We start from the raw sequence: 21,107 nt of genomic DNA on the forward strand, positions 1-21,107 counted from the left end.
ATGATGTCGTTCACAGCTCACCTGCCACGGATCGCGCTTTGACAAATTTCATCAAGCCGCGATCCCGTTTTTCAACGGGGAGCCAGCCGGCACGCTCGTAAAAGGCATAGGCTCGGCTGCCGATCTCGGTTTCTAGCCAAATTTCGTCGAATTTGACGAATAGATGGCTCTCGGCTTTCTCAAGAAGTAAGCGGCCCACACCTCGCCCTTGATGGTCGGCGCGGACGAACAGTCCAAATACGCACCCGGTCTCATTGCGAACCATTGAAAAACCTACGAGTACTCCATCAATCTCTGCAACCCAAAGATAAGGGCCCTGGGCGAGCTCGCCGGCAGTGGCATCGGATGTGATGCCCATTTCGGCAAGCTGCTCGAGCGAAAGGTGGTTCTCCGCCACGCTGGTGCGGATGGCGAAGATCTCTCCAATGTCTGTCTCTCTCGCTTCTCTCACTTGAATTGGCATGGACTGATACCCTTAGCGGTGATTGATAGCCCCATGGGCGGTCATTGTAGGCGCACCGTGCCCACAGATGAGCTGGTTTGGCGGCCTGGAGCCGTAGCGACGTAGTCATGCGATGGACAGTCATAGGGTCAGCTTTTGAGGCTGGGAGGTATATCGCATGGTATATCTAGATTGTCGAACTTCGTGAATCTCATCCTAAAACAGGTACTTACCTGTCATTATGGAATCCTTCTGGGCGCGCCAAGCACATACTGAAACCGCCATCTGACTTGTCAGGTGGCGTTTTTTTTATGGGTACGTACCGTCTTCGGCGACTCTTCTGAGGCTGCGGCACGTTCAACCGGCTGTGGATAGATCTGGCGAGGGTGGCGGGTGTGGAAAGCGAGGTCGTCGACGCTTGAGCGAGTCGGCGCTTGCGCGGCGATGCTTCAAGATCGAGGATCTCGGTCAGCAGTGAACCAGCAGCGGCGGAGAACGATGTGAAGCAGATCTTGATGAGTGCCTGCCTGCTCGGAAAGCGCGTTCGATACGACGGGGGCGATCTCCCCCTGAACGACCGGATCGTCGAGAGGTGGCGAGCCGAGGGACGTATCGTATCGGTTTGCCCCGAGGTTCAGGCTGGCATGAGCATCCCCAGAAAGCCGGCGGAGATCGCGAACGGCACGGGGAATGAGGTTCTGTCGGGAGAGGCCGTCGTCGTCGAGAAAGAGGGCGACGATGTCACCGCCGCTTTCATCGCAGGCGCCCGGATCGCGCTGGATCTCTGCCAGCGATTCGACATCGACATCGCTGTACTGGCGGAATCGAGCCCTTCCTGCGGAACGACGACTATCTACGATGGCCATTTTGCCGGAGGGAAGATTCCCGGGATGGGTGTGACGGCCGCGCTGTTGAAGCAGCACGGCGTGCAGGTCTTCAGTCAGCATGACGTGGCCGCGGTCAACGAGTTGATTCTGGCGGCGAGAATGGGCTGAAGACGACGATGAAGCGCGATAGCTTTTCCAGGCCCTGGGTCTCGATGAAGGCTTTTGGCAAGCGATCTTGGCCTGAACCGATGCGTTTCGATGTTCCTCACAAGCTTGCCGGCGACAGCACGACCAAGCCGAGGCCCCATACGACGATCGCCCCGATGGCCATGACGATTACCAGTGTCGAGACGGTCCCTTTCGCAGCGGTGCTACGCTCGCTGTCGCTGTTCACGAAGGCGGCGATGAGGCCGGCCGCCACGGCGACGACCAATATCAAACCGATGAGAAACATGACGCTTTCCTTATCGATGAACCGAGAATGACCATGATGGCAGCGGCGCATTGTAAAGCGCTCGGGGAGTGAGCGCTTCGTTTCCCGGTACTGGTCGTCTGTGTCTTTCGGTTCGGTTCGATATTACCGAGCGTGCGTTGCCGGTCGACAGAGGCGGGCCAAACACGAAAGCCGCACCCGAGGTGCGGCTTGTCTCCAGTCGCTTCCAGGTATCTGGCTACGAGCCGGGCAGCTGCTCGGTGTCGCCGAGATAGGCGACGATGGCATCGAAGCGCAGGGTGTAGAACGTCAGCGCCTCCTCGTCGCGCTCAGACCATTCTCCGTCGTTTTGCCGCTGGATCGCGTCGCGCAGCCGGTCGACGAAGTCTTCTGTCGTCACCTGACGACCTCGAATCTGCAGGAAGTCGTAACAGCACCGGTGAAAGCGTCTGTCGTCCTCCGGGCTGTGCGTGTGCCAGGAATCCGCCTTGAACCAGGGTTCGAAGGCCTCGACCAATGTCATGGGCATAGCGTATCTCTCTACAGTCCTTTCCTTTCTTCGGGATCGCGCCGTCCGAAATGATTTCGGCGGCGAACCCTACCAGATCGTCTCACCGGCGACGCCGCTCGACTGACTTCTCTCCGTCTCGAGACTGTCCCATTCCCGCCGGCAAAACAGCATCGGCAAGTCTAGCGCTGGTCACCCGCTGACAGTCATCGAGCTCGGTTCACAAGGAACACGGCTCGTCATTCGGATGGAGCCTGACGAACGTGTCGATCTGTTTACGCTTCAAGTTCGCCATTGGATGCGACGATGAGTCTTCCGAGGCTCTGTTTTCCCTCGAAGCAATCGATGCAAGGGGAGCGGTAATAGTGAATAAGCTAATCAACTTTAATTAAGCCACGAGCGCTTGATAATCCGACCGATGTTAATTAGTGTAACCGCGCCTTGCATAACGATAAATTATTGATTTTGAGGGAATGATTTTGAGAAAAGTATTTGCGATGGCGGCTGCAGCGGGCGCGCTTTCGCTGACCGGCTGTGCATCGATCATCGGTGACGACAGCCAGACGGTGTCGTTTATCAGCACGCCTTCCCAGGCGCAGATTGCGATCAATGACGAGAAAGGGCGGCAGATCGTGAGTGATGAAACGCCGGCAACGGTCACACTCGAAAAATCTGACGGTTCGTACTGGGGCGGAAAGACTTACAACGTTTCGATCTCCAAAACCGGGTACGAAACGCAGTCGCTCGCGATCACCAGCAGCCCCAACGGCTGGTATATCGCAGGAAATCTCGTCTTTGGCGGTCTCATCGGCTGGTTCATCGTCGATCCCTTCTCGGGGGCGATGTATTCTCTGAGCCCTGACGAGATATCCGCCGATCTGGGGGCTCAGGTCAGTGATCTCGACAATGGCGCCAAACAGCTGCATATCTCTTTGCTCAAGGATATCCCGCAGGCCGATCGCGGCAATCTGCGATATCTGGGGCAGATCTAACAAGACTTGAACGCAAGGCAGCCCGCTTCGGCGGGCTTTTTTGTTTGTCGCTGATCGTTGCGAAAAGTGGGTCTCCGGTCACCCTCCGAGCGCCGGTCTTTCTCAGGGAGCCGACTTTCTCGTGGTATCGACAAGAGTCGGCTGGTCACCGCACGAGACGTTCGGTCGACAGCAGCTCTCCGCGGTGGCGGTGTTCGTCGGGGTGTGTCGGCCACCTTGCGGCCGGCGTGGCGCCAGGCTTTGAGGGGCTCGCTGGGAATCTGCCAGGCGGAGTGCAGAAAGAGCGCGGCGATGATGGCGAGGCCGACGATAATGTCCGGCCAGAGCGTGCCGGTCAGGCTGACGGCTATGGCTTCTGGAACACTCCCCGCCAGGCTCTTGTGGATCGCCTCCATGATGACGGCGAGCCCGAAGACGAACGTGAACAGGCTCTTGATGAGTGCCGCGCCGGCGCGTGTTCTGTCACTGCGATGGAGCGCGTAGAGCGTCAGGGCGCGATTGCGCGACCTGCAGAAGCTGGAGCGAGAGCTCGGCCGGCTCGAGCCCGGCGCACTTTTTCGAGGTCCGCCCTGTCGAAAGGCAGCTTGAGGCTGAATTCGTTACATATGGATACATATATGCCGGTATTACTTGATCTGCATAAACCTTGGTGATGCGGATAGGGCGTATGGTGTGTCTACAGCGTCAGGACGACGCTCAGCCAAGGATGGAGTCGCGGGACGCGACGGTTCCACAAGGACGCATGGCAGGAAGCCATGGCAAGTAGGCAAGGAAATGCAGCGCTATCGACCCGGCCCCAGTGGCCGGGTTTTCTCGTTCTGAACTACCGCTCGATGAGATGCCGTCGACTCATGACGGCATCGTGAACTCGGGGGCGCGCCTAGTTTTCCAGCTCTTGAATCCACTGTTTCACTTTCATGCGTTTCAGGCGAGTGGCGTAGCGCTGGGTTTCGATCGAGGCTGGCTGCAACGCCTGGCCGTCGTCGGACTGCACCATGGCGAAGGTGCGCGAGGCGCCCACGGGGTGATCTTCACTGCCGTAGACGGCGATGACGCGAATCTCCAATGCCTGCAGGGCGCGCCCGTCCTTCGCGACCGCCCCCTCTGCCTCGATGCCGTGAGAGCGCAGGACGCGATTGGCGATGTCCGCAAAAGAGCCCACGTGACTGTAGCTGCCGGACAGCATCGGTCCTTGGCGAGTGACCTCGTTGAGGTTCTCCCAGTTTTCGAGGTCTTGACGGTTCTGGGGCGGCTCGAGATCGGTCAGATCCTTGAGCAGTGTTCCTCGGTCGGTATACAGCACCGCGACCAGGTGTTCGATGAAGATCGACTCCGAACTCATGTTGCTGATCACGCAGCGGGCATCCAGACCGCTACCGCCGCCGCGGTTGACGATGATCTTGGGCTGGCGCTGGCGCTTGAAGCCCTGATAGAGCATCTGCAGGTAGAACAACCAGATGAGAAACGTCAAACAGCTTGCCACTGCCGAAATTGCGCCGCTGTACTCGGAAATCCATTGCCACATAAAGTCTCGCCGTTTTTCTAAAGTTGCTTTTTGTCGTTGGTTTCACGCTAGCACTCGAAGACGAACTGCGCTGAATGCCGCAGCCGTGCGTGATGACTAGTCGATCTCCCTGGGCGCCATCGTGACGACTTCGAGTTCGAGTTTCACCCCGAGCCGTTCGAGCATGCGGCGAAAGTCGGCGACGCTGTAGCGTTCGTCTTCGGTGACCAGCGTGCGCACGCTACCCGTGCCCTCGGCGCTCTCGCTCAGACTGGCGACGACGCGCTCGGCGGGATCGAGGAACCGGCAGTTCGGGCGGGCGCGTTCGAAGAACGACTTGAGCCAAGGCAGGTGCGTACTCGAAAGCGTGAGAACGTCGATCCGCGGATGGCGATCGAACAGGGCGCCGATGAAGGTATCGACCTTCGCCTGCGTGCCTTCGGGATCGAACAGGAATGCGCCGCTCTCGACCAGTGCCACCATCGTGGAGGCGTCGATGGCGGTGACGGCCGCACCATCGGCGCGATGCGCCTCGATGAAGTCGGCAAGCCGCTCGCTTTCGACCAGCGATGTGACGCCCATGATGCCCACCGCGCGGTTGCGAGACGCTTTGATCGCTTCCGGCAGCGGTGGAAACACGCCATAGAGCGGCACCGAGGCAAGCGGTCGGACGGTTTCCAGCACGGTAATGGAAGGCGCGTTGGAGGCCATGACGATCGCGCAGGGATCGAAGCGCGCCAGGTAGCGGAAGGTTCGGGCCATGGTGTCGGCGAGCGCCTCGCGGGATTTCTCCCCGTAGGGAAAGCTCGCCCGGTCGGCGAAATAGACGATGTCCTGCCGGGGTCGCTGGCGCTGGATCTCGGCGACGATGGCGTAGCTGCCGATACCGGCATCGAAGACAGCGATAGGGCGATGAAGAAGCGATGTCGACATGGCGAACTCTGGCACGAAACGGGACAGTGGCCGAAAGACGGAAGCTTTCGGGCCCAGCGTATTTCAGGGTGACCCTGAACGCCTGACAGTATGAACAGAGATCGGCGTGACGGGAATCGACGTGGCGGCCAAACGCCGGGCATAAAAAAGCCGCGCTGAGCGCGGCAACAAGGGATCGAATGTCATCAGGCGACGGAGGACAGGGGGCTTCCCGGGCGACTGAGGCTGAGCAGAACCTTCTCGAGATCCTGCGTGCGGCACTGATAGGCCGAGCAGTTCGCACACGTCACACGAATGGACGGTGATGCGGCCGAGGGAATGTAGAACCGCTTATGCCCGCAGATGCTGCACGTCATCTCCAGTTCGATCGGCGCCATGTCCGTCCTTCCCTGATAGCGGTCGCTCGCGAGAGTGAGCGACCGAGCTGTAAAGGCAATCCATGCCCACTGCTGAAACGTCCGTTTCGACACCGCTGGCGATCCGTGCCAGCGACGAAATGGATCATGGCACGTCGAAAAAAGTTGTACAAGTTATAATTTGGTATAGATTTCGGTACAGGGACGAGGGCCGGGTGTCGGCGTCGACCGATCGACACGTCATCAAGCTGTCGATCGCGTTCCACAGGGAGTCTTCGAGCCCGGTTTGCCGGGCGTGAAGCATAATTTTCGCAGGGTCTCGGGTTCGAATCGTCAAGCGAGTATCAGATGGTATTCGCGACCAACGTGAGCCAGAGAAGGCGAAGCGAGGAGTCGGGCAATGAAATTCGATGCTTTTGTACAACTTCTGGAAAGTGGTGCCGTCAGCGAGCTGCACGTGGAGTCGGTGAAGCCAATGTCGTATCACTATCGCGCGATGACCGATGGGCACGGCGTGGTGCTGCTGGACGACGATGGCAAGCTCATTCGTGAGCGCTCGCTCCGCGAGGCTCGTCAGCGTCTGGAAGGTATCTCGGCGCTTCGCGTACTGCCGGTTTATCTCGTTGAGCATACGACGGTGACCACGCGAGTCGGTAGTCGCATCTGCTCGTCTTCGCGCAAGACACGGCTGACTCTCGGTGCGCAGGACTACGCGGCCTGAAGCGTCGTCTTCACCGTATCATCGGCCCTGTCACGGGAGGCTTTTCGTGAGGGGCAGCGACCAGGATTCGAGGCAATACCGAGATAAAGTACTGATTTCGCTGGAATGTTACACAAATATACAATTAAGTTTTCTTAAACCCTATATATCGGTATCGTTAATAGCGCAGGAGGCGTAGCCTGACGTCATCCAAGGAATGGATGCTCGCCAGGACCGGGAAACGGAGTTTCCCCGCCACGGAATTACGGTTTGCGAGGGCCGTGACAGTCAGCACCTGTCGGCAAGTGCTATCGAGGGTCATGCCGTTAACGTCACGGCCCTCTCCTCTATAGGCATCAGAGTTTTCGCTCTGGTGCCGTTCTGTTTTATGCCCCTCCGTTTTCTCATTGCGTCTTCGTCGATGGCTTGATTCGTTCATCGCACGTCATGTTCATCGCACGTCATGTTCATCGCACGTCATGTTCATTGCACGTCATGTTCGCCTCGCGAGCTGCAAGGACGTACGCGCCCGAAGTGCACGTCTTGGGTAGGCGCAAAAAAAACCGGGAGCCCTAGGGCTCCCGGTTCGTCGTGTCGAGCGATGCGCTGACGCGTTACAGCGTCGCGAATTCGACATTGCCGCTGCGAACGCCAGCGTGGTCGACGTTCTCGAGGGCTCGCGAGGCCGCGACGGAGTGGCCCTGCGAGGCCAGATCGGTATCGCCGCTCTGGATGTGCGTCTGCAGCTGAGTGGACTGCGCGACGTTACCGAGCGCTTCGTCACTGGCGACCGAATGGCCACCTTGAGTGGCATCCACGGTGTACTGCGTCGGCAGCGCGTGGTACTCGGCGGTCTGCTCGACGTTGAGCGGCTCGCTTTGCAGTTCGAACAGGCGCTCGTTGATGAAGCTGTTGGCCTGCGCGACGGTCGGCAGTGCGGCAGCGAGAGCGATGGCGGCGAGAGTGCGAATTTTCATGGGTGACCTCCAGTAATGTCGTTGTTGCAGTGGCCTCTTGGCCTCAACCTGTGCGGACATTATGGAGAGGTGACTATTAGGCTGCTAATCAGAAGCAGTGAATTCGACTATCGATGGGATTGATACGAAGGTCGCATGGGTTCCGTTACCGCCAGGGTACCGAAAGATCTATCGTGGTGTCACCGAGCCGCCATTTTCTCGATCTCCATGGCGACCGGCCACTCCCCTTGTCGAGCCGTACTGGCATTGGCGACGCACAGGTCAGGGCGCACCGTGGCGTCGTGCGCGAAGGACCATCGCCGGTTCGCAGCGGTGAATGGGCGGGCGAGCTTTTGAACCGCCCCCGGCGCCCGCATAATGCCGTCCTGCCCCAACGATCGAGAGTGCCGACATGTCTAACCCGCCCCGGAAAGCCCAGCCGTCGACCGAGAGCGAACCGCGCGTCGAGGTCGGCGAAGTCGCCTATCTGCGCGTGGACCGCGTGACCGACATCGGTGCGTTTCTCAAATGGGGACGACCCAAGGATCTGCTGCTGCCGTTCGGCGAGCAGCGCTTTCGTCCCGATGCGGGCAAGCGCGTGCTCGTGATGATCTACGTCGACGATCAGATGCGGCCGGTAGCAAGCATGCGCCTGGACCGCTTTTTGAAGGACGAAGCCCAGGGATTGAAAGCCGGGGACCGGGTCGATCTCGTCGTGGCCGATCTCACCGACCTCGGCGCCAAGGTGATCGTCAATCATCGCTTCTGGGGGCTTTTGTATCAGGACGACATCAGCCGCTCGCTGCGACGCGGGGACTGCACCGTGGGCTACGTCAAGCGCCTGCGCGAAGATGGTCGGCTGGATGTCTCGCTACTGCCCCCCGGGGAGTCGCGTCTGGATGTCGTGGGGGAGAAAGTGCTGTCAGCCCTCGCCGCCAACGATGGCTTCCTGCCACTCGGTGACAAGAGCCCCGCTCCCGAGATCAAGGCGCGCCTCGGCGTCAGCAAGAATGCCTTCAAGCAGGCGATCGGCCGGCTCTACAAGCAGCGCAGAGTCGTGATTGCGGACGACGGCATCCGTCTGGCAGACGATTGAGCGCGACGCTTTTCGTTAACCGTTGGCGCCCGGCCGCGCACGAATGCGTGGCCGGGCGACGAGCGCGCGCCACCGGGTCCGGCGCCGTCAGGGCGTTCGGGCCTGCAGCCGCTCGGCGAGCCAGGCGCGGGTGCCGGGGTGGCCGTCGCGCTCGGCGCGTTCGGCCAGCGTCATCGCCAGTTCGATATCCCCTGCCTTGAGCGCCGCTTCGATCATGCGGCGATAGTCGAATTCCGGGTCGATGTCGCCGGCGTCTCGCGGCGGCGCGGCGGCGGCTGGCGCGGTCGTCCTCGGTTGAACGGCGGCGGTGCTCTGCGTTGTGGAATTGCCCAGTGACAGAAAGCCGTCGTTACGTGTCAGCGCCGCCACTTCCAGCGTCATCGTTCCGGTTGCGGCATGCACGGCTTTCGGGTCCGGGCCGGGAGGCGCTGCGAGCCCCCTGACTCGGGCGTATGCCTGCGCTTCCGACTCATAGGGGGTCGTTGCCTCTCGATCCGTGCGGCTCGAGTAGATCACCAGATAGGCCGTGTCGGGGCCGGGCGTCAGGTTGAACGCCTCGCCGAGCCGGGCGCCGGAGAAACCGGAAGGGCGGCGCACGCTGAGCGACTCGCTCGTGACGCGTCTGACCGGAGTGAACGCCGCGTCGAGGATCAAAAGCGTGGGCGCGAATACCTGACCGTTGCGGATCGTACTGGTCACGTCCAGGGACAGCGGGCCGGCGTTGCGGGGCAGTTCGAAGGCCTGGAAGAAGCTCTTGCCGTCGTCGAACGCATGCGCCGGCGTCTCTGGCATGAAGCGCAGGTCGAGGATTTCGCCGATCGGCAGCGGCCGGTACGGCAAGCTGGCCAGCGACGTGCAGCAGTCGGTCGTGGTTGCCAGCGCCTGCTCGCCCGCCGGTGCTGCGAGCATCGGCGATGGGGGCGTCGTCAGCGGCGTACTGCACCCGGCCAGCGCGAAGAGAAGCGTGCCCAACGGCACGACGAGGCGATACGGAATCGGCATTCGGCCACTCCTTTTTTGAAAGACAAAAAACGGCTAGACGAAAACGGCTCCGGCGCATCGAGTCGCCGGAGCCAAAGGATCGGAACAGTGCGTGTCAGGCGTGGGCGCCCGGCGATCAGCTACCCCACCACACTTCCATCTGGGCGCCGAAGGTGAGGCCGTCGTTGTCGTTGAAATCGACGTTGTTGGGTCCGGCCGAAGCGCTGAGCGAGTTGGCGCCGCGATCACCATCGTAGGCGTCTCCGTTCCACTCGGCGTAGGTCGCGAACAGGCGAATGGTCGGACGAACCAGGGCGCCGCGTCCGGCGGACCACTGCTGAGCGATGGTCAGCTTGGTCACGTGGTGATCGCTGCCGTTGTATCCCTGAACCCCGCTCTGCGGCGAGATGTGGTCGTAACCCAGCTCGAGCGCGGTGCTCATGATGTCGTTCCAGTAATAGGAGGGACGCACGCCCGCCGAGAACCACTCGCGGCCGGTGTTGTCATCCATGTCCTTGTCCTCGTAGACGGCCGCATAGAGCAGATCGACCTTGTCCGGTGCCAGCCAAATCTGGCCGTGATCGAGCACGCGCCACATGTTGCCTTCCTGGCGCAGTGCGCCGGAGCCGCGGCCCACGGCATTGCCATCGCGAGTGATGATGCCGTCGGTGGCGTACTGCACGGCGACGGTATTGCTGCCGCCGAACCAGTCGCTCTGGGTGTGCTGTACGGTGCCCATCCAGCCCTTGTCGCCGTTGTCGTAGTCGACGTTACGATCGTCGTAGTAATCCTCCTGCCACTCGGAGAGCGACGAGCGACCGTAGTCGACACCTAGCTCCAGCGTGCCGCCGGGATTGACGGGAATGGCACTCCAGCGCGCGTCCACGGTGTCGTCGGAGATCTGCTGACCGCTGTCCGGGAAGAGGCCGTCGCCGTCGTCGCTGCCTGAGCTGCGCACCCAGGCGAAGCTCAGCGTGCCGGTGCCGACATCGATATCCGAGATCCCCACCCCGGGGCCCGAAACGTCCCAGTAGTAGAAGTCGTTCATGTGGATATCGTGGCGCTTGTAGAAGCGCTTGCCCGCCCACAGCGTAGCGCCGGGGAGTCCGTCGACGACGTTGTAGCCGGAGACGTACATTTCGCGCAGGGCGATGTCGTTGTCGTCGTCCTGCAGCGATTCGGAGTCGTTGTCCTGGGCGGTGACGTAGGCCACGCGGCTGGCGAAATCGAAAGTCGCGTCCTGCTGCTGATAGAGCTGTGCCCCCAGGCCGAGCTCGGCGTATGTTTCACACTCGTTGCCGAGGCGATACTTGGCAGGGGCGCCGGCCGCCTGGAAGCAGGTCTGGCTACCGCCGCCGGAGGTCGAACCGATACCCGAGCGGGCGTAGCCGAAAAACTCGGGATTGATGTCGGCATAAGCCAGTGCCGGCAAGGTGCAGGAGGCACCGATGGCGGCGGCGAGCAGTGGCCGGCGTAGCACGGATCTTGAGGCAATCATCGTTCGTATCCCTCGTGGTTTTGTCGTTGCTTGTTTTAACTGATTGCTGTCGTTACGAGCGGTTATCGCTTGCTGCTGGTGGCCGAACACCGCTGACTGCCATGCAGGACGCCCTGAAAAATGGCGCAGACGCTCAGTAGGCAGTCGCGCGATCGATTCAAAACGTCATGCTCACTGAACTCGCGACGTCCCAGCTATTTCAGCCGTGAAGCGAGTCCGTCACTGCTGAAGTATTCTTAGAAAGCAGCCTCGAGCATTCTTGTTATTGCCCACTTGCCATTTCAACCTGTCGACCATTCCGAATTGGTCTTCGTTGTCCGATGGCAATGGGCGCCATTATTGAGATTACTTCGTAAACTTTCATTGTAACCATGGTCTATCTCGACCAAGGTCTAATCGAGTGCGCCGGTTGTTAATGAAAAATCGATGCCAATCAATATTTTATTTTCGTGCTGATAGGGCGATGGCCGCTGCGCTGTATGCCAAAGTCTTAAAGTTTACTGATATGAAAATGTGATAGGCGAGACGTTATCGCGGTGAAATATTCGACTTTCGATAGAGGGTGGTGCGGCTATAGCGTGCGCCATTCACCGTCGATGAGAAAAATAAGACGGCTTTTTGAGTCGCAGGTAAGAAAGTCATGCAAAACGCTGGGCTAGCGGTAAAAATCGTAGTAAAGGGATGGCGAACGAGCCGGTAAAAAGAGGGAGGGGGGGAACGGTATGAACCCTGTCTCGGGCGTTTCGATGATCGATTTCCGGCAAGGATAAAAGTAAATTCCAGAAGCGTGGAGGGAAAGGGAAGGGCAAAGAAAGAGCAAATAGAGGGGAAAGAGAGGGCATTTTCAGGGTGAAGAGGGGGAAGGTAGACAGCAGGCGCCAGGCAGCGAAAGGCGGTTATATCGCGAAAGAGAGATGGAGAAGGGGAGGCGAAGGTAGCAGTAAAGTTTGAAAAATAACGAAGAGATGGCGGTTAACGTTAGCGGAAAAAGCCTCCAGAAAAAGCGAAAGGTATAAGGTATCGGGAAAGCGTGGAGCGCGAGAACGTTTCGAAGGGGTAGGGTATGAAGCCAAGGTTCGGGTGAGGGGCCGCCGATGGCGAGGCGAAGCCGCCACCGACGTCAGCGCCGACGATTCGGGGTCGAAGCGGGCGCCGGTGTGATCGCCCGGGGCGATCAGCGCAACGGAGGCGATCATCGCAACGAGAGCAATGCGTCGAGCCGGCTGCCGGCGGCGAGGGTCTCCTGCCCTCGTGAGGTGAAGGCGACGCCGTCCAGCTCACCCAGCAGTTCGAGCGACTCGCCTTCGCGGCGCAGTGCGGTCCCCTCACGCAGTGCGACGACCGTTGCCTCGGGATTGAGTGCCAAATACTCCGTGAGACGCTCTTCGCGAGTCTCACCGTTGTGCCCCTGGGGTTTGCCGGCGAGGAAATGCGGATTGAGCTGAAACGGGACCAGGCCGAGCGCGTTGAAGCTCGGCGGCTCGACGATCGGCATGTCGTTGGTCGTGCAGAGGGTCGGCCCGGCCAGGTTGGTGCCGGCGCTCCAGCCGATATAGGGCGTGCCCGCCGCCACCCGCTCGCGCATGACGTCCAGCAGCTCGGCCTCGTAGAGACGCTTGACCAGCGCGAAGGTGTTGCCGCCGCCGACTACGATCGCCTGCGCGTCGGTCACGGCCGCGCGGGCGTCGTCGAACTGATGCACGCTCTCCACCTCGATACCGTTGGCGGCGAAAGCGGGCCGCACCTGCTCGAGATAGGTATCGAACGTCTTGCCGACGCCGGCAAAGGGAATGAAGAGCACGCGAGAGACCGGGGTCGCATGGTCGGCGAGAAACGCCGCGAACAGCGACCGTGCGTGGTCGAGATAGCCGGTCGAGCCGGCACGAGAGCTGCTCAGCAGCAGTAGGCGAGACATATCGACCTCCTCGGCGATGCCCCGGCGTTCGACTTGCCGGGCCATCAATGCGTCTTTCCGGTCAGGCGTATTTCACGAACGCCGTGACCGCGTTCCTGGAGGCAATCTATCATCGATTCCCGGGGCGAAGTGTCCGAGGCGAAGTGCCCGAGGCGCCCCGCTTCGGGCTGCGAGCAAGTCCCGAGAGGCTCGGGCCGCACGCTCGGTTGCGACGCCCGGGCTTCTCGACTAGGACTTTAGGCGGCGTAGGAAACTTACCGACCCTGCGCCGCAACGCCAGCCGGGCGCGTCTCAGGCAGCCGCCCGGTCATCTTACGGACGAGGAGCACGCCCCCATGGTCGAGAAGACGACGATTCATCCGCAGCAGCAAGCGTGGCCGGGGACGGAAGGCAAGATGCAGCCGCCGGCAGAGTTCATTCGCCCGGGCTATCGCGGCAGTGACAAGCTCAAGGACAAGGTGGCACTCATTACCGGGGCCGACAGCGGCATCGGCCGTTCAGCGGCGATCCACTTTGCCCGCGAGGGCGCCGACGTGGCGGTGATGTACCTGAGCGAAGACGAGGATGCCCACGAGACGAAGCGTCTGGTCGAGGCCGAAGGGCGTCGCTGCTCGCTGATCGCCGGCGACATTCGCGATGCCGACTTCTGCCGCCAGGCGCTCGAGCAGGTCATCGAGACCTTCGGCAAGCTCAACATCCTGGTCAACAACGCCGGCACCCAGGCGGTCAGCAAGGACATGACCGAGTTGAGCGATGAGCAGTGGGAAGAGACCTTCGCCACCAACATGCACGGCATGTTCTATCTCTCCAAGGCGGCGCTTGCGTATCTGGGTGAAGACGACACCATCATCAACACCACCTCGATCAACGCCTACATCGGCCCCGAGTTCCTGATCGATTACAGCGCCACCAAGGGCGCGATCGTGAGTTTCACGCGGGCGCTGTCGAACCAGGTCGTCGGCCGCGGCGTGCGCGTCAACGCCGTCGCCCCGGGCCCGGTCTGGACCCCGCTGCAGCCGGCGACGCTCGGCGCCTACGATCCCGAAATGCTCGAGGATTTCGGTTCCGGCACGCCGATGGGCCGCGCCGCCCAGCCCGCCGAGCTCGGTCCCTGCTACGTCTTCCTGGCCTCGCTGGACTCGTCGTTCATCAGCGGGCAGACGCTGCATCCCAACGGCGGCACGGTCGTCAACGGCTAGTCGACGGCATCGAACCTTCGCCCGGGCCCACCGCACGGCGCCGCCCGGTGGGCCAAGGTGGAATGGACATCTCGCGCCCGGGCGTCATCAATAGGGGCGCGAACCCCGAGTGACCGGCACGAAAGAGGCTCTGAAACCCATGTTCGGTACCACGTCGAATCTTCCCCCGCGTGTCGACAGCTGGCTCGACCGGCCGGCGCACCATCACTGGCTCGAAAGCGAAGGCCAGCGCCTGCTCGCCTTCTATCGCGCCTCGCGCCATCCCGAGTGCGGCTTCGCGGCGCTGGACGACGACGGTCGTCTGCCGGACGACGCCGAACCCGACACCATGATCACCGCGCGGATGACGCACTGCTTCGCGCTGGCGGCCATGCGTGGCGAGCCCGGCGCGATGCCGCTGGTCGCCCACGGCGTGGCGGCGTTGAAGGGCGAGCTGCGCGATGCCACCCACGGCGGCTGGTACGGCGCCCGCCCCGGTCCAAAGACGCCGGCCACCAAGCAGGCGTACATCCACGCCTTCGTCGCCCTCGCTGCGGCCAGCGCCTGGCAGGCGGGTGACGAGGACGCCGAGACACTGCTCGACGACATCGTCGAGGTGATCGAAGAGCGCTTCTGGGACGAAAACGAAGGGCGGCTGCGCGAGGGCTTCTCCCGCGACTGGAGCGAGGACGAGGCCTACCGCGGCGGCAACAGCAACATGCACGCCACCGAGGCATTCCTGCAGCTCGCCGACGTGCTCGACGACCCCAAGTGGCGGGCGAGGGCGCTCTCCATCGTCGAGAAAATCATCCATCGTCACGCCGAGCCCAACGGCTACCGCGTGGTCGAGCACTTCGACAGCGAGTGGAACGAGTGGCGTGGCTACAATCACGACAACCCCAAGGACCCGTTTCGGCCCTACGGGGCCACACCCGGGCACGCGTTCGAGTGGGCGCGGCTGATGCTGCATCTCGAAGGCGGCCTGCTGCGTCACGGCGAGAGCGTGCCGGGATGGCTGCTGGAGGACGCGCGCGGGCTGTTCCACCGCGCCACCGAGCTCGCCTGGCACGTCGACGGCGAACCCGGGCTTATCTACACCCACGACTGGGACAACCAGCCCGTGGTGTTTGAGCGCATGCACTGGACGCTCGCCGAAGCCGCCGGCACCGCTGCGCTACTGCTCAAGCGCACCGGCGATGAAGTCTACGAAGTGTGGTATCGCCGGTTCTGGGACTACATCGACCGCTTTATGATCGACCGGGAGCGGGGCAGCTGGTGGCAGGAGCTCGACCGCTACAACAGGCCCTCCAGCGAGGTGTGGTCCGGCAAACCGGATCTCTATCACGCCTATCAGGCGACGCTGCTGCCGCGTCTGCCGATCTCGCCCACGATGGCACGCGCCATCGCCGAGGGGGCGCTGTAGGCTGTCAAAGGCTCACTACGCTGCTCCCTGGCATCAAACGGTGGCCGCCAGCTTGGCACCGGTCATGCGCTAACGTGCCAGCAGTCAGCGCCACCATGGACGAGAGGAAGACAATCGCCCCCAACGGTCGAGACCGTTCGGGGCGATTGCGTACGCGATCATCGGCGTTACCAGCGGTAGCTGACTTTCGCGCGAACCTCGCGGCCTGCGTTGTAGTAGTTGGCTGTACCCGTGCCGACGACGTGCTGTTCATCGAAGATGTTGCTGACATTGACCGTGAAATCGGTGTTCTGAACGATCCGGTAATCGAAGGCCGCATCGAACAGCGTGGCCGAGTCACTCTTCGACGTATTGGCAGCGTCGTAGTAGTAGCCATCGGTGTAGCGGGCGCCCAGGCCGACGCTCATGTCTTCCCCGGGTAGCGTGTAATAGCCCCACAGTTTGGCGGTGTGTTTCGGGGCGGTCTGGAGCGCGTTGCCCTCGATCGAGGTGCCATCGGTGAGCGTCCCCTTTTCGACTTCCGCATCCAGATAGGAGTAGCCACCGACGAGGCTCAGGTTGTCGGCCAGCTCCGCCTTGGCTTCCAGGTCGAGCCCGCGCGCCCGCGACTGGCCGACGGTCTGCTGATCGATGGCGCCGTTGTCCTGGACCACGGCAATCGTCACATCGTCTCTTTCGAGGTTGTACACCGCCGCCGAGAACTGCGCGTTCATCCCGTCGGGCGAGTACTTCACGCCGATCTCCTGCTGCTCTCCGCGTTCCGGCGTGACACCGATTTCCGGCGGTGCGACCGACTCGACGTAGCTGACGTAGGTGGAGAGCTCGTCGTTGACGATATAGGTCAGCGCACCGCGGAAGGTGGTTTCCGAGAAATCGTCGCTGTCATCGAACCCTTCACCGTAGGATGCCCCCTCGCTGGAAAGATCCATCGAATCATTGCGCACGCCGGCGCTCAGGACGAAGCGATCGTAAAAGGAGAGGTTCTGGGTCAGGAACACCGAACGGGTTTTAAAATCCTGGTCCTCGTACCGATAGGTCGTCAGCTCGTCGGGGCCGCCGGTATAGGTCGGGTCAGCGATGTCGATCGGCGTCGCATTCCCGTAGATCGACTGCGTATCGGTCGAGGCGTCGCGGTACTCGACACCGCCGAGGGTGCTGCTGTCGATCTCGCCGAAGCTGTCATCGTATTGCAGGATCGTATTGCCGATGAACTCCTGCGCTTCGGTATCGGTACCGAAGTAGTCGCGGTTCACGACCGTGCCGGTGCGCGCAGCGACATCGTTGATATAGACGTACTGAAAATTGTCTTCCAGATCGCTGTAGCGCAGGTTGGCGCGCAGCGTCAGGCCATTGTCGAAGTCGTGGCGAAGCTGGCCGGTCACGCTGGTGCGGTCGACATCCTGGTCGTTGAAGCCGGGTTCGCCGAAGAAGTCGTCGCGATCGTACTCTTTGTCGAGCGGATAACCGCCGCTGTTGGGTGTGTCGTCGCGACTGAGATAATCCACGATCAGCGTCGCTGTGGTCTGATCCGTGGGCTCCCAGGTCAGTCCCCCCATCAGCAGCCCGTTGTTGTCCTCCGAGCGATCGTACTCGCGGTCGCTGTCCTGAATCTTGCCGGTCAAGCGATAGGCGAGCGTCTGGCCCGAGTCCACGACGTCGCCGACGTCGAGGCCGGCTTCCTTGTGATCGAACGAGCCGTAGGAGAGAAAGCCGTTGCCGAAGCGCTCGAACCGCGGACGTTTGCTGACGAAGTTGACCGAGCCGCCAGGGTCGGCAGGGCCGAACAGCGTGGAGTTCGCCCCACGCAGCACTTCGACACGCTCGTAGGCGTAGGGATCTTCGCGCACGCCACGCATGGAGCCGAGCGTCATACCGTCGCGATACGTGGTCGCCTGGAAGCCGCGAATCTGGAAATAGTCATTGCGGTCATCGGAGCCGTAGTAGCCCGAGACGACGCCGGGTGTGTACTGCAGCACCTCCTCGGTCGTCTGAGCGGCGCGCTGTTCGATCTCTTTCTGGGTAATCACCGAGACGGAGGCGGGGGTGTCCTGAAGGCTCGTGGCGACTTTCCCGCCGACCGACAGTTCACGTGCCACAACGGTATCGGCATCGTTATCGGCGGGTGCCTGAGCGTTGACGATGACCGGGGATAGACGGTACGTCCCATCGTCGCTCTGTGTCTGCTGGGCATGACTGGTAGCGGGAAGGGTGAATAGTGCCGAGCCACAGAGAATCGCCGTCGTGGTGTGGTGCCACCAGGTCGAATTCTCGCGACTCACGATCGGGCGATTGCGACCGCTCATCATGATGTTCCCCAAAGTGATTGATCCCTTGTCGTCTAACCCGCGGTTTTTTATGGGCGGGCGCAGGGATTATCCGCAGGGGGGAGTCGTCGGTCAATAATGATAATTTTTCTCAGTTGCATTCGCGTTTGTGGCCGGGTTCTCGTGTATTCACAAGGTCCTGCGTCGTCATGGCCGCGTGACTCGGCCATGTGAGGGGCGGTGGGGAAGCGCTTTGGCGATTCGTCGGGTCGCGTCGGTGCTCGGCTGCAGCGTTCAGGCGCTCTCCCTTACCACCAGCCTCACGCCAAGATCGAGCCGTCGCGCGTCGCCATCGATTCGTCGGGTGAGGCTGTCGAGCAGCAGGCGTGCGGTGCGCCGGCCGATCTCGTGGCGCGGCGGCTCGATGGTGGTCAGCGGGGGGACCGTGCTGGCGGTAAAATCGAGATTGCCGAATCCCGCCACCGCGACACGCGCAGGGATCGCAAGCCCCTGACGCTGACACTCGAACAGCACGCCGAGCGCGACCATGTCGTTGGAGCAGGCGATCGCCTCTATCTCGGGGTGCGCCTCGAGCAGCTCGCCGGTGAGCCGACCGGTCTCTTCGGCGTGGCTGCGTCCGCTCAGTTGCTGCAGCACGACCGTGCCACCGGCGGCCTCGACGGTATCGCGAAAGCCGTGGTAGCGATTCTGTGCACGCACGTCGCGCTGGAAATGGGTACTGACGAACGCCGTACGGCGCCGCCCCTGCGCCAGCAGGTGCTCGGCGATCAATCGGCCGCAGGCGTGGTGTGAAAACCCCACCACCATGTCGAGTCCCGGCTGACCGTAGTCCCACATTTCGACCACCGGGGTTGCGCTCTGTGAAAGCAGTGCATGCGTCTTGCGGCTATGACCGAAGCCCGTCAGCACCAGTCCGGCCGGGTTCCAGCTCAGAATCGAGCGAACCAGTTCCTCCTCCCGTGCCTCGTCGAACTCCGTATTGCCGATCAGCAGCTGATAGCCGGCGTCACGCAGATGGCGCTCCAGCGTCTCCAGCGTTTCGGAGAAAAAGGAGTTCGTCACCGTCGGCACCAGCACGCCGATCACCCGCGAGCGCGACGAGGCGAGCCCCCCCGCCATCACGTTGGGCAGGTAGCCCAGCCGATCGATCGCCGACTGGATCTGTTCGGCGCGGTGGGCGGAGACCTCGTCGGGCCGGCGCAGATAGAGCGATACCGTGCTCGGCGAGACGTCGGCGAGACGGGCGACCTCGCCCATGGTGACCCGCTGTGATCCGCGGCGCTGTCGCTTGGCCAAACTGGCACTCTCCTGTCGTCGTGGTCGGCCGCGCTGGCCGCGGCGGCGGCCCTCATTGCCGAGCGTGATGAACTCATGCCTCGGAAGTCGATAAGCTCATGACGCTTTCGTCGTTCCCTTTCGCGTCTGGCGCGATAGTCTACCCACTCGAGCCGGTGGCGTGATCCCGGTACCGATCCCTGCGGCGCAAGATTGGGCTCATCTTACGACGAATGGACGATAGGCAGTCATTGTCGCACGTAAATCGTAGCGCTACGATTTCGGTCCCTATCGAGTCGCGCCGATTGTCGAAAGCCTTGCCTGATCTCGATCAACGAATCCTCGCGCTGGCGTCGTCGCCAATCGCAGCGCTACGAAACGGAGTCCGATATGAACGCTCTGCGTCACTCTCTCGTCGCCGTCGCCCTCGTCGGTATCACGCAGTCGGCTGCCGCCGACAATCTGGATATCGTCGTGCCCTTCGCCGCCGGCGGTGCCACCGATATCGTCGCCCGCAGTTTCGAACCCATCTTCTCCGAGCAGCTCGGCGTCACCTCGGTGATCCGCAACGTCGCCGGCGCAAGCGCCACGGTAGGCACGGCAGAGGTCGCCGACAGCGAGGGCAACCCCAACATCATCGGCTACGAGCCGGCCGGCGCGCTCTCGATCCAACCGTCGCTCAAGGATCTTCCCTACGGCCCGGACAGCTTCACCTATGTCTGCCGTACGGTCTCCAACCCGATGTTCCTCATGGTGTCGAAGGATTCCGACATCGATTCCATCGATCAGCTCATCGAGGAGTCCCAGGAGTATCCGTTCCTCTACGGTTCATCCGGTCCGGGCACGCTTCCTCATCTCGCCATGGCCGCACTCACCGTCAAGAGCGACCTGCAGGCCCAGCACGTGCCCTACAGCGGCTCCGGCCCGGCAATGAACGCACTCGCCGGCAACGAGATTCAGATCATGGCCGACACCGAGACCATTCTCGAGAACTACGACCTCAAGCCGCTGGCGGTCTTCGCCGAGGAGCGCATCGAGGGCTACGACGATGTGCCGACCTTCGGTGAACTCGGCATGCAGGATCTCGATTTCGCCGTCTGGCAGGGGATCGTCGCACCCAAGGGTATTTCCCAAGAACGTGCCGACGAATTCGCCGAGGCCTGCCGGGCGACCGTCGAGTCGGATCGCTTCGAGACGTTTGCGGACAAGGCGAAGGCGAACATTGCCTATCTCGGTGCCGAGGAGTTCGAGGCATTCGTCGCACGCCGCGTCGAGATCAACAAGCAGGTACTGAAGGACGCCGGGCTGGCCGAGTAGCCATGCGCTCGCCGGTTCGCCTGTCACCCAAGGAGTCGGTATGACGTCGACGCTGTTTCACCCTCGAGTCCTCACCGCTCTCGCGCTGCTGCTCGTCGGCGCGGGGCTGTCGGTCACGGCCTGGCAGGGCCCGGCTGATGCCATGCTGGTGCCGCGGTTCGTACTGGCGATCTGGTGCGCGGCGGCGCTGGTGGTGCTGATCGGCGAGCTGATTCGTCGCGCGCCGATGCCGAGAGTCTCACGCTCGCCGCTGCCGCTATTGATGGCGGCGGTGCTGATCGCGGCCGTCGCCACGGCGAGTCTCGGCTTTTTGATTCCGGTACTGCCGCTGGTGGCGCTGACGCTTTGGCTCTTTCGCGTTCGCCAGCCGCTGTGGCTCGCGCTGGGCACGCTGATTCTCGGCGGCGGGCTCTGGTTTCTGTTCCACCACGTGCTGCTGATCCGGCTGCCGACGCTGCTGACCAACGGTCTGATCTGACCTTCGGAGA

General features: G+C 61.9%; 19 protein-coding genes. 8 read left to right on the plus strand and 11 right to left on the minus strand.

The features are described from left to right. Positions 1 to 10: 10 nt before the first annotated feature. Entirely contained in the window at positions 11 to 463 is a 453-nt protein-coding gene (locus DOM33_RS14050) for a GNAT family N-acetyltransferase (protein WP_110670004.1), read from the minus strand. A gap of 479 nt (positions 464 to 942) precedes the next feature. Between DOM33_RS14050 and DOM33_RS14055 the strand changes: the two genes are divergently transcribed. Next, positions 943 to 1,437 (plus strand): 2-thiouracil desulfurase family protein, encoded by a 495-nt coding sequence (locus tag DOM33_RS14055; RefSeq protein WP_239495372.1) that lies wholly within the window; start codon positions 943 to 945, stop codon positions 1,435 to 1,437. Positions 1,438 to 1,534: 97 nt separating this feature from the next. Here DOM33_RS14055 and DOM33_RS14060 read toward each other — a convergent pair whose 3' ends face one another. Beyond that, the gene (locus tag DOM33_RS14060; RefSeq protein WP_110670006.1) at positions 1,535 to 1,723 is read right to left on the minus strand and encodes a hypothetical protein; all 189 of its coding nucleotides are present in this window, start codon (positions 1,721 to 1,723) and stop codon (positions 1,535 to 1,537) included. A 217-nt stretch (positions 1,724 to 1,940) separates the two neighbouring features. Next, positions 1,941 to 2,231: a hypothetical protein gene (locus DOM33_RS14065; RefSeq protein WP_162617984.1), complete on the minus strand. Its 291-nt coding sequence runs from the start codon at positions 2,229 to 2,231 to the stop codon at positions 1,941 to 1,943. A gap of 452 nt (positions 2,232 to 2,683) precedes the next feature. Here DOM33_RS14065 and DOM33_RS14070 point away from each other — a divergent pair, with 452 nt between their 5' ends. Next, positions 2,684 to 3,202 carry a hypothetical protein gene (locus DOM33_RS14070; RefSeq protein ID WP_204352690.1) on the plus strand — a complete coding sequence of 173 codons (519 nt, stop codon included), beginning with the start codon at positions 2,684 to 2,686 and terminating at the stop codon, positions 3,200 to 3,202. Between the two features lie 880 nt (positions 3,203 to 4,082). On the opposite strand, the gene DOM33_RS14080 is transcribed toward DOM33_RS14070, so the two are convergent. Together DOM33_RS14080 and DOM33_RS14085 are read right to left on the minus strand one after the other, a co-directional pair. Next, complete coding sequence (locus DOM33_RS14080) at positions 4,083 to 4,727, minus strand: hypothetical protein (protein WP_110670014.1); 645 nt, start codon at positions 4,725 to 4,727, stop codon at positions 4,083 to 4,085. Positions 4,728 to 4,823: 96 nt separating this feature from the next. Next, positions 4,824 to 5,639, minus strand: coding sequence for a glutamate racemase (locus DOM33_RS14085; RefSeq protein ID WP_110670016.1), 816 nt, complete (start codon positions 5,637 to 5,639; stop codon positions 4,824 to 4,826). A gap of 756 nt (positions 5,640 to 6,395) precedes the next feature. Between DOM33_RS14085 and DOM33_RS14095 the strand changes: the two genes are divergently transcribed. Next, complete coding sequence (locus DOM33_RS14095; protein WP_110670020.1) at positions 6,396 to 6,716, plus strand: DUF6482 family protein; 321 nt, start codon at positions 6,396 to 6,398, stop codon at positions 6,714 to 6,716. Between the two features lie 593 nt (positions 6,717 to 7,309). Here DOM33_RS14095 and DOM33_RS14105 read toward each other — a convergent pair. Continuing rightward, the gene (locus DOM33_RS14105; RefSeq protein WP_110670024.1) at positions 7,310 to 7,672 is read right to left on the minus strand and encodes a hypothetical protein; all 363 of its coding nucleotides are present in this window, start codon (positions 7,670 to 7,672) and stop codon (positions 7,310 to 7,312) included. A 391-nt stretch (positions 7,673 to 8,063) separates the two neighbouring features. On the opposite strand from DOM33_RS14105, the gene DOM33_RS14110 reads away from it, so the two are divergent. Further along, positions 8,064 to 8,747 (plus strand): CvfB family protein, encoded by a 684-nt coding sequence (locus DOM33_RS14110; RefSeq protein ID WP_110670026.1) that lies wholly within the window; start codon positions 8,064 to 8,066, stop codon positions 8,745 to 8,747. Positions 8,748 to 8,834: 87 nt separating this feature from the next. On the opposite strand, the gene DOM33_RS14115 is transcribed toward DOM33_RS14110, so the two are convergent. The 3 genes from DOM33_RS14115 to pepE form a co-directional block, all read right to left on the minus strand. Continuing rightward, complete coding sequence (locus DOM33_RS14115) at positions 8,835 to 9,749, minus strand: MalM family protein (protein ID WP_110670028.1); 915 nt, start codon at positions 9,747 to 9,749, stop codon at positions 8,835 to 8,837. A gap of 115 nt (positions 9,750 to 9,864) precedes the next feature. Further along, a complete protein-coding gene (locus DOM33_RS14120) occupies positions 9,865 to 11,226 on the minus strand; it encodes a maltoporin (protein ID WP_110670029.1) in 1,362 nt (453 codons plus the stop codon). A gap of 1,192 nt (positions 11,227 to 12,418) precedes the next feature. Next, complete coding sequence (gene pepE / locus DOM33_RS14125; protein WP_110670329.1) at positions 12,419 to 13,141, minus strand: dipeptidase PepE; 723 nt, start codon at positions 13,139 to 13,141, stop codon at positions 12,419 to 12,421. A 335-nt stretch (positions 13,142 to 13,476) separates the two neighbouring features. Between pepE and DOM33_RS14130 the strand changes: the two genes are divergently transcribed. After that, entirely contained in the window at positions 13,477 to 14,340 is an 864-nt protein-coding gene (locus tag DOM33_RS14130; protein ID WP_110670031.1) for an SDR family oxidoreductase, read from the plus strand. A gap of 139 nt (positions 14,341 to 14,479) precedes the next feature. Next, the gene (locus tag DOM33_RS14135; RefSeq protein ID WP_110670033.1) at positions 14,480 to 15,742 is read left to right on the plus strand and encodes a D-mannose isomerase; all 1,263 of its coding nucleotides are present in this window, start codon (positions 14,480 to 14,482) and stop codon (positions 15,740 to 15,742) included. Between the two features lie 167 nt (positions 15,743 to 15,909). Here the strand turns inward: DOM33_RS14135 and DOM33_RS14140 are convergent, their stop codons facing one another. Together DOM33_RS14140 and DOM33_RS14145 are read right to left on the minus strand one after the other, a co-directional pair. Beyond that, entirely contained in the window at positions 15,910 to 18,045 is a 2,136-nt protein-coding gene (locus tag DOM33_RS14140; protein WP_110670331.1) for a TonB-dependent siderophore receptor, read from the minus strand. Positions 18,046 to 18,300: 255 nt separating this feature from the next. After that, positions 18,301 to 19,323 carry a LacI family DNA-binding transcriptional regulator gene (locus tag DOM33_RS14145; RefSeq protein WP_239495373.1) on the minus strand — a complete coding sequence of 341 codons (1,023 nt, stop codon included), beginning with the start codon at positions 19,321 to 19,323 and terminating at the stop codon, positions 18,301 to 18,303. 369 nt (positions 19,324 to 19,692) lie between these two features. Here DOM33_RS14145 and DOM33_RS14150 point away from each other — a divergent pair, with 369 nt between their 5' ends. Next, on the plus strand, positions 19,693 to 20,619 hold the full coding sequence (locus tag DOM33_RS14150) for a Bug family tripartite tricarboxylate transporter substrate binding protein (protein ID WP_110670035.1): 927 nt from the start codon (positions 19,693 to 19,695) through the stop codon (positions 20,617 to 20,619). 40 nt (positions 20,620 to 20,659) lie between these two features. Further along, a complete protein-coding gene (locus DOM33_RS14155) occupies positions 20,660 to 21,097 on the plus strand; it encodes a tripartite tricarboxylate transporter TctB family protein (RefSeq protein ID WP_110670037.1) in 438 nt (145 codons plus the stop codon). Positions 21,098 to 21,107: the final 10 nt, after the last annotated feature.

It is taken from the genome of Salinicola halophilus, assembly GCF_003206155.1.
In the GTDB taxonomy this organism is placed as follows: domain Bacteria; phylum Pseudomonadota; class Gammaproteobacteria; order Pseudomonadales; family Halomonadaceae; genus Salinicola; species Salinicola halophilus.

Excerpts from the sequence above, each read along its gene's own strand:
- DOM33_RS14050 (WP_110670004.1), bottom strand. The coding sequence starts at position 463 with ATGCCAATTCAAGTGAGAGAAGCGAGAGAGACAGACATTGGAGAGATC.
- DOM33_RS14060 (WP_110670006.1), bottom strand. The coding sequence starts at position 1,723 with ATGTTTCTCATCGGTTTGATATTGGTCGTCGCCGTGGCGGCCGGCCTC.
- DOM33_RS14065 (WP_162617984.1), bottom strand. The coding sequence starts at position 2,231 with ATGCCCATGACATTGGTCGAGGCCTTCGAACCCTGGTTCAAGGCGGAT.
- DOM33_RS14070 (WP_204352690.1), top strand. The coding sequence starts at position 2,684 with ATGATTTTGAGAAAAGTATTTGCGATGGCGGCTGCAGCGGGCGCGCTT.
- DOM33_RS14080 (WP_110670014.1), bottom strand. The coding sequence starts at position 4,727 with ATGTGGCAATGGATTTCCGAGTACAGCGGCGCAATTTCGGCAGTGGCA.
- DOM33_RS14085 (WP_110670016.1), bottom strand. The coding sequence starts at position 5,639 with ATGTCGACATCGCTTCTTCATCGCCCTATCGCTGTCTTCGATGCCGGT.
- DOM33_RS14095 (WP_110670020.1), top strand. The coding sequence starts at position 6,396 with ATGAAATTCGATGCTTTTGTACAACTTCTGGAAAGTGGTGCCGTCAGC.
- DOM33_RS14105 (WP_110670024.1), bottom strand. The coding sequence starts at position 7,672 with ATGAAAATTCGCACTCTCGCCGCCATCGCTCTCGCTGCCGCACTGCCG.
- DOM33_RS14110 (WP_110670026.1), top strand. The coding sequence starts at position 8,064 with ATGTCTAACCCGCCCCGGAAAGCCCAGCCGTCGACCGAGAGCGAACCG.
- DOM33_RS14115 (WP_110670028.1), bottom strand. The coding sequence starts at position 9,749 with ATGCCGATTCCGTATCGCCTCGTCGTGCCGTTGGGCACGCTTCTCTTC.
- DOM33_RS14120 (WP_110670029.1), bottom strand. The coding sequence starts at position 11,226 with ATGATTGCCTCAAGATCCGTGCTACGCCGGCCACTGCTCGCCGCCGCC.
- pepE (WP_110670329.1), bottom strand. The coding sequence starts at position 13,141 with ATGTCTCGCCTACTGCTGCTGAGCAGCTCTCGTGCCGGCTCGACCGGC.
- DOM33_RS14130 (WP_110670031.1), top strand. The coding sequence starts at position 13,477 with ATGGTCGAGAAGACGACGATTCATCCGCAGCAGCAAGCGTGGCCGGGG.
- DOM33_RS14135 (WP_110670033.1), top strand. The coding sequence starts at position 14,480 with ATGTTCGGTACCACGTCGAATCTTCCCCCGCGTGTCGACAGCTGGCTC.
- DOM33_RS14140 (WP_110670331.1), bottom strand. The coding sequence starts at position 18,045 with ATGAGCGGTCGCAATCGCCCGATCGTGAGTCGCGAGAATTCGACCTGG.
- DOM33_RS14150 (WP_110670035.1), top strand. The coding sequence starts at position 19,693 with ATGAACGCTCTGCGTCACTCTCTCGTCGCCGTCGCCCTCGTCGGTATC.
- DOM33_RS14155 (WP_110670037.1), top strand. The coding sequence starts at position 20,660 with ATGACGTCGACGCTGTTTCACCCTCGAGTCCTCACCGCTCTCGCGCTG.